The 6,619-nt window shown below is 72.1% G+C and carries 7 protein-coding genes and 1 pseudogene; 6 read left to right on the top strand and 2 right to left on the bottom strand.

The genetic code is table 11. The features are described from left to right. Positions 1 to 196 precede the first annotated feature (196 nt). Entirely contained in the window at positions 197 to 1,261 is a 1,065-nt protein-coding gene (locus AB0F62_RS42185) for a biotin/lipoate A/B protein ligase family protein (RefSeq protein ID WP_361812058.1), read from the top strand. A gap of 29 nt (positions 1,262 to 1,290) precedes the next feature. Here the strand turns inward: AB0F62_RS42185 and AB0F62_RS42180 are convergent, their stop codons facing one another. Next, positions 1,291 to 2,094 carry a phosphatase PAP2 family protein gene (locus tag AB0F62_RS42180; protein ID WP_361812055.1) on the bottom strand — a complete coding sequence of 268 codons (804 nt, stop codon included), beginning with the start codon at positions 2,092 to 2,094 and terminating at the stop codon, positions 1,291 to 1,293. Positions 2,095 to 2,637: 543 nt separating this feature from the next. Here AB0F62_RS42180 and AB0F62_RS42175 point away from each other — a divergent pair. The 4 genes and pseudogenes from AB0F62_RS42175 to AB0F62_RS42160 form a co-directional block, all read left to right on the top strand. Then, positions 2,638 to 2,889: pseudogene (locus AB0F62_RS42175) on the top strand (thiamine pyrophosphate-dependent enzyme); the annotation flags it as partial. A 235-nt stretch (positions 2,890 to 3,124) separates the two neighbouring features. Then, a complete protein-coding gene (locus AB0F62_RS42170) occupies positions 3,125 to 3,826 on the top strand; it encodes a helix-turn-helix domain-containing protein (protein WP_361812052.1) in 702 nt (233 codons plus the stop codon). Positions 3,827 to 4,042: 216 nt separating this feature from the next. Next, complete coding sequence (locus AB0F62_RS42165; protein WP_361812049.1) at positions 4,043 to 4,624, top strand: hypothetical protein; 582 nt, start codon at positions 4,043 to 4,045, stop codon at positions 4,622 to 4,624. Between the two features lie 5 nt (positions 4,625 to 4,629). Further along, positions 4,630 to 5,325: a DedA family protein gene (locus tag AB0F62_RS42160; RefSeq protein ID WP_361812046.1), complete on the top strand. Its 696-nt coding sequence runs from the start codon at positions 4,630 to 4,632 to the stop codon at positions 5,323 to 5,325. A 21-nt stretch (positions 5,326 to 5,346) separates the two neighbouring features. Here the strand turns inward: AB0F62_RS42160 and AB0F62_RS42155 are convergent, their stop codons facing one another. Continuing rightward, positions 5,347 to 5,742 carry a DUF2267 domain-containing protein gene (locus tag AB0F62_RS42155; protein ID WP_361812043.1) on the bottom strand — a complete coding sequence of 132 codons (396 nt, stop codon included), beginning with the start codon at positions 5,740 to 5,742 and terminating at the stop codon, positions 5,347 to 5,349. Between the two features lie 279 nt (positions 5,743 to 6,021). On the opposite strand from AB0F62_RS42155, the gene AB0F62_RS42150 reads away from it, so the two are divergent. After that, positions 6,022 to 6,378, top strand: coding sequence for a DUF805 domain-containing protein (locus AB0F62_RS42150; protein ID WP_361812041.1), 357 nt, complete (start codon positions 6,022 to 6,024; stop codon positions 6,376 to 6,378). The last annotated feature ends 241 nt before the right edge of the window (positions 6,379 to 6,619 follow it).

The raw sequence follows: 6,619 nt of genomic DNA, 5'->3' as shown, positions 1-6,619 counted from the left end.
GAATGCCCAGCCCCGGAGGCCCCGACCCCGGCCCACCACACACGCAGCGGCGCGGTGCCTGACCGCGCCGGGCAATCGGGCGGGAGGGCGGGGAATCCCCCCACCGCAACCACAACGCACCCGCACGCGACAACCGGGTCACGCCGGAGCGAAGGCCGGGGGAGTAAAGAGGGGGCCGGGGCGCGTTGTGATCGGCATGCACGGTGAGTACAAGGTGCCCGGTGGGAAGCTCGTGGTCGTGGACCTCGACGACCACGACGGGACGCTCCGCAATGTTCGCGTCGCAGGCGACTTCTTCCTAGAACCGGACGAGGCGATCGCCGCCATCGACCGGGCCCTGGAGGGGGCGCCGGCCGACACCGACGCGGCCGGCCTCACGGCACGGATCGAGGCGGCCCTGCCCGAGGGGACGGTCATGTACGGCCTGACGGCCGAAGGGATTGCCGTCGCCGTACGCCGGGCCCTCGCCCAGGCCACGGACTGGACCGATTACGACTGGCAGCTGATCCACACCGCACCGCAGTCCCCGGCGCTGCACATGGCGCTGGACGAGGTCCTCACCGCCGAGGTCGCGGCCGGCCGCCGCCCGCCGACCCTGCGCGTCTGGGAGTGGGGCGCCCCCGCGGTGGTCATCGGCAGCTTCCAGTCGCTGGTCAACGAGGTCGACGCCGAGAACGCCGCGCGCCACGGCATGACCGTCGTGCGGCGCATCTCCGGCGGCGGGGCGATGTTCGTGGAGCCCGGGAACACCATCACGTACTCCCTTTCGGTGCCGGCCTCCCTGGTGTCGGGGCTGTCGTTCGCCGACTCCTACGCATACCTCGACGACTGGGTGCTGGACGCCCTCGGCGACATGGGCATCAAGGCCTGGTACCAGCCCCTCAACGACATCGCCACCGAAGCCGGCAAGATCGCCGGCGCCGCGCAGAAGCGGATGATCGCGCCCGACGGCGGGGTGGGGGCGGTCCTCCACCACGTGACGATGTCCTACGACATCGACGCCGACAAGATGCTTCAAGTGCTGCGCATCGGCCGCGAGAAGATGTCCGACAAGGGGACCCGCAGCGCGAAGAAGCGCGTCGACCCGCTGCGCCGCCAGACCGGGCTCCCGCGTGAGGCGGTCATCGACCGCATGATCGAGTCCTTCCGTTCGCGTTACGGCCTCACCGACGGCGGCATCACGGACGAGGAGCTCGCTCGCGCCGAGGAACTCGTCGCCGCGAAGTTCGGCTCCCCGGAGTGGACCGCGCGCGTGCCGTGAGGTCCCCGGTCCGCCCCGGACGGGCCGGTTCATGTCCGTGGGCCTGACGCGGCGATCGCCCCGTGTCGGGCCCGGGGCCGGAGGTGCCGGGCCGCGTACCAGCCGAGGTGGGCCAGGACCGCGCCCGCGAGGGCGTCCAGCACGTAGTGGTTGGCGGTCAGGACGACGGTGGCGTCCATGGACACCGTGAGCGCGACGGCGAGGACGCGGAGCCAGACCTTCCGTGTGGCGGCCAGGATGGCCAGCGTCATGAGAAGGTTCCAGCCGACGTGCAGGCTCGGCATCGCCGCGTACTGGTTGGTGAAGGCGGGTGGCTGCAGCACCCGGTAGGCGTGGGACTGCTGGGTGACGGTGTCCGTCATTCCCGACGCGGCCAGCCGGGGCGGCGCCACCGGGAACGCGGCGAACACGACGAGTCCCGCCGCGCCCGAGAACAGCATCGCGCCGGCCGCCCTCGTGTACACCTCCGGGTGCCGGGAGAGCAGCCAGAGCAGGGTGAGTGCGATGACCGGCCAGTGGCCGAAGATGTAGACCCAGTTGAGGATCCGCGTGACGGTGTGGTCGTCGACGACCAGGCCCTGCAGCGGGGATTCCCAGTCCAGGTGCAGGCTCCGCTCGGCGGCCTGGATCCAGGCCGCGTTCCGCAGCGCCGCGGCCTGGGAACTGTCGGTCAGCCCGCGGACGCCGAAGTAGCCGATGACGGCGGCCACGACGATGCCGCTCCGGGCGACGGACCCGGCGAAACCCGGCCGCGGGGTGTGCGACGAACGGCAGGAGACGGCGTCGTACGCCAGGTGGCGGGCGCGGTGGGTGTAGGGCGTGATGGCGCTCATCGCCGGCCCCGGAATCCCTGGCGGTCACCCTTGGTGAACGGATGCGGCTCGGCGACGGTGCCGTGTCCCGCGAGCGGGGCCCGCCACAGTGGTACGACGATCCGGGCGCCGTCCCTTTCGGTCGCGCTGCGGTCCGACGAGGAGAGTGGGCCATTCATTCCTGCCTCCGGCTGGGTTGTGATCGAACGAATCCCAACAACTGGAGGTTCTGTTCCGCGTATTCCACCGGCGTGAGGTGGGGAAGGTCACAGGATCCGGAATGCCGGGCGAACCGCCGCATGGTGAAGGGGATTCGCCGGGGAGCGGAATTTCCGTCCGCGCGTCGCAGGCGATCTGAGGTGGCGTCCGACGTGTTCCGTCTCCCTAGTCCCAGGGGAAGGGTCTCGATCGGGCTTGACAGGACAGGGCTTTGGCGATGTACTTGACGTGACAACTACCTGTTGCCGAGGTGGCCGCGATGCACGGCCGGCGGCCTCTGCTTATCGTCGAAGGGAATTCACCGGCGGCGGTTCTGGTGTGCGGGAGAGGACCTTCCGGCATTCGATGGTGCGGGGCGGAATTCGCCTTTTCGTGCTGTCCGTATTCCGGCGCCGCGACCGGATGGCGAAGAGCGCGGCCGCCATGACATCGATGTGCCGATTCCCTGCGGCACTTCCACTCCCCGTCGCCGCCCTGATCGGCGACGGGGTCATGCGGTACACGACGTCGGCGCTCTGGACCGCGGCCCGCTACCGGGTCCCCGTGACCTTCGTGGTCCGCGACCACACCAAGTACCGTGCGCTGCAGGAGTTCAACTCCTCGGCGTCCCCGAGGGCGACTACCCGGACATCGCCGGCGGCGGCGTCCTGGACCTCGCGCACGGCTGCGACCTGCGGACGCACTGCGCGGAGGGTCCCGCGGCTCGTCGAGATCCACCAGCGCCGACCGCCCCCCCCCGGGGGATGGCCGGGAGCGGGCCGGCGACGGGCAGCCGGCGCGGTCCGGTCCGCGATCCAATCGGAGACGGCTCTCCGGTTGGTAGGCTGGGCGCATGGCAGCGACGGAGAGCCCTCGAACCGCCGAGCGGGGACTGCGGGCGGATGCCGTGCGCAACAGGCAGCGGATCGTGCAGGCCGCCCGCCAGATCTTCGAGGAGCGGGGACTGGACGCGCCGTTGGACGAGGTCGCGGAGCGCGCCGGCGTCGGGGCGGGCACGCTGTACCGGCGGTTCCCCACGCGCGAGGAACTGGTCGAGGCCGCTTTCGCCGAAGAGCTGACGACAGTCGGGGCGATCGCCGAAGAGGCCCTGCGCTGCGAGGACGCCTGGGTGGGGTTCAGCACCTTCGTCGAGCGGCTGTGCGCCGCCATGGCGGCCGACCGGGGACTGGGTGACCTCCTCGTCCTGCGACTGCCGACCTCGCAGGTGGCGGCGACCTCCTGCGAGCGCCAGAACCGCGCCGTGTCCGAACTCGTCCGGCGGGCCCAGGAGGCCGGGGCCCTGCGCGAGGACTTCGTTCCGGAGGACATTCTCCTGTTCCTGATGGCCAACGCCGGCGTGATCGAGGTGACCCGGGACGCCGCCCCGCATGCCTGGCGGCGTCTGGTCGCGTTTCTGCTGGAGGCCTGCCGGCCGGGCCACGCCGGTCCGCTGCCGGCCGCGCCGACCCCCCTGCAGACGCAACGGGCCCTGCTGGGGAACGCCGAGGCGAAGGGGTTGAAGGCGCCGGGTCGTGACATCCGGGAAGGCGACTGACGGCGGCGTGCGGCAGTCGACCGGGGCCCGCTCCGTCGCGCCCGCGGGTCCCCGCCGTCGCGGCGCCGCCCGCCGTGGTGCCTTCACCGCCGGTCTCCACCGTGTTATGTGCGTCACGACGGAAATAACCGGAGAGCTTGGTCCGGTTTCCCTGTTCGGAAGACGATGTCGAAGCGCCGCCGCAGCGACGCGCATCCGGCTGATCAGGAGGCCGTCGTGAACCCATCCCCGAGAGACGGTTGGGCGGTGCTGGGGCAGGACGCGACGCACGTACTCGAGTGGATCCACGCCGGCGCTCCCTGGCCCCTGATGGCGGTGGCCCTGTTCTGGCTGGCCCGCCGGCACCCCGCGGTCTACGTGCGCATCGCCATCGCCCTGCTGCTGTCCACCGCGGCCGGCCTGGCCGTGACCGTCTCGATGGTGGGTGTGCCGGTGCGCGGGGCGCCGCTCGCCCGTGACTACCTGGCGGACTACCTCGCGCTGCCCGGTGCGTGGGCGAGCTGGTACCTGCTGCTGGTGCCGGCGGTCGCCGCCGCCGTGCCGGCCGCGTGGGCCCGGCTCCTCGCGACGGCGATCGCCCTGGCGTCGGTCACGTCCGCGGTGGTGACCGCGGAGCAGCCCGGGGTCGGCGCGCTGCTGGCCGTGGGGGTGCCGGTGCTCGCCTGGTTCACGGCGGGACCTCTCGCCCACGGGGCGCGCGCGCGACGCCGCGGGGCCGGCCTGCCATCCCCCTCCCGTGACGGCGTGGCGGAGCCATGGGCCGCGCCCGATGCCGTGCCGCTGCGGCGGGCGGGCTGACGGCCATGCATCTGGACGGCCTGATCGAAGCGGCCGGATGGTGGTCGTACGTCGTCGTGTTCGCCGTGACGGCGGGGGAGACCAGCGCGTTCGTCGGCCTGCTGCTGCCCGGCGAGACGGTCATCCTCCTGGCGTCCGCGATCGCGGGCCGGGGGGACCTGAATCCCCTGATCCTCGCCGCCGCCGTCGTCACCGGCGGCATCGCCGGCGACAACCTCGGCTACGCGCTGGGCCGGCACTGCGAACGGCATCCGGGTACCTGGCTGCACCGCATCCGGCCCGACAGCCGTATCGGGCGGGCGCAGAACTTCCTGATCCGCCACGGTGGGGCGGCGGTGTTCACCGGACGGTTCATCGGATTCGTCCGTACCTTCCTGCCCTTCGTCGCGGGTGTCTCCCGCATGCCGTACCGGCGATTCGTCGCCTACAGCAGTGCCGCGTCGCTGGTCTGGGGTGTCGGCAACGTGGTCCTCGGCTACTTCGCGGGTGCCGCCGCGACGGAACTGCTCCACCGGGCCGGGCTGGTCGCGCTTCCCGTGCTCGCCGCCGCGGCCGTGGCCGCGCTGGCCGTCGCCCGGCTGCTGACCCGGCGCCGCCGCCGTACGGCGCGGGCCACGTCGAGGATCGTGGCATCCGGTGGGGCGCGGCGCGCCCCGGACCAGGACCCGACGGGCGCGTACACCTCTCCGCGGGAGCGGTGAGACCCGGGACGTCCCCAACCCTCAGGCGGCCTCGACGAGATCGGCGCGGCCGAACAAAGGCGCGTATCCGCCGGGGAGCTGGTCGAGGACGCGCGTGATCAGGTCGTGTCCCGCGAGCCGGGCGACGACGGCGAGCACGGTGCAGGCGTCCCACCGCGCGGTGGCGATGGTGCCGCCGGTGCGGGCGGCCAGGTCGTCGACGAAGGCGGTGCAGGCGAGGGGCCGGATGTCCGGGATCTCGGCGGTGAAGACGAGGGCCGCCTCGACGGGCAGGCACGCGGCCAGCGCCACGCGCTCGTCGCCGAAGAGTCGGCGGCCCAGTGCGGCGAGCACCGCGCGCACGGCTTCCTCGGCCCGCTCCCGGGTGGGGTGGACGCCGTCGTACCGCACCCGCTCCAGCATCTGGTCGAACGTCATGGACGTCGTGGGCCGACCCGGTCGGGGCTCGGGGGACATCGGAGGACCTCCGCGGTGGTGTGCAGCCGGCCGGCGGGTCCGACCGTTCGGCCCGCGTCTACCCCGAACGCGGCCGGGTATGGCTGCGGACCCCCCATCAAGGTCGCTACGTCCCGGGGCATGTGAAGTGAATCGAGGCTTTTACCGCGGCTTGTCTTGACCTGCGCACTACAAAATCGTACATTCCGCCTGCCCGGCCGTATCGGGCGGGTTTCCGGCCATGGCATTGGGGGGCACCACATGCACTGGTACGTGGACGTGCTCAAGAAGTACGCCGTGTTCGACGGGCGTGCGCGCCGCACCGAATACTGGATGTTCACCCTCTTCAACGTGGTGATCAGCATCGTGCTGCTGCTCATCGGACGCGCGATCGACTTCACCCTGCTCCAGTCGATCTACGCGCTCGCCGTGCTCCTTCCCTCGCTCGGTGTGGCCGTCCGCCGGCTGCACGACACCGGGCGCACGGGATGGTGGGTCCTGATCGGCTTCGTCCCCTTGCTCGGCGCCATCGTCCTGCTGGTCTTCTTCTGCACCGAGGGCCAGCCCGCCGACAACGAGTACGGGGCGAACCCCAAGCTCGCCGGTGCGCCCGCCTGACCTTCGTGCGCGATGCGAGGCCCGTTTCCCGCCCGTCGGCGGGGGGCGGGCCTCGGTCCGTCCGGGCGCGGGTCCGGGCGGCCGCTCGGGGCGCCGGTCACCGTCGGTGCGGCCGCGGGGGCGGGCGGCGGTGGTCATCGGCCGGGTGTTTGATTCGCAGCTTGGGGGGTGTGGGGGGATGCTGGGGTATATGAGTACGCGCGTTCCGGCGGATTCAGTGGTGCGGAGTGACCTGCCCGTG

The sequence above is a fragment of the Streptomyces sp. NPDC026673 genome (assembly GCF_040638135.1).
In the GTDB taxonomy this organism is placed as follows: Bacteria; Actinomycetota; Actinomycetes; order Streptomycetales; family Streptomycetaceae; genus Actinacidiphila.
This window is presented reverse-complemented; position numbering and strand designations above follow the sequence as displayed.

What these genes read in the sequence shown, in the direction of transcription:
- AB0F62_RS42160 (WP_361812046.1), top strand. Translation starts at nt 4,630, where the DNA reads ATGCATCTGGACGGCCTGATCGAAGCGGCCGGATGGTGGTCGTACGTC.
- AB0F62_RS42185 (WP_361812058.1), top strand. Translation starts at nt 197, where the DNA reads ATGCACGGTGAGTACAAGGTGCCCGGTGGGAAGCTCGTGGTCGTGGAC.
- AB0F62_RS42180 (WP_361812055.1), bottom strand. Translation starts at nt 2,094, where the DNA reads ATGAGCGCCATCACGCCCTACACCCACCGCGCCCGCCACCTGGCGTAC.
- AB0F62_RS42150 (WP_361812041.1), top strand. Translation starts at nt 6,022, where the DNA reads ATGCACTGGTACGTGGACGTGCTCAAGAAGTACGCCGTGTTCGACGGG.
- AB0F62_RS42155 (WP_361812043.1), bottom strand. Translation starts at nt 5,742, where the DNA reads ATGACGTTCGACCAGATGCTGGAGCGGGTGCGGTACGACGGCGTCCAC.
- AB0F62_RS42170 (WP_361812052.1), top strand. Translation starts at nt 3,125, where the DNA reads ATGGCAGCGACGGAGAGCCCTCGAACCGCCGAGCGGGGACTGCGGGCG.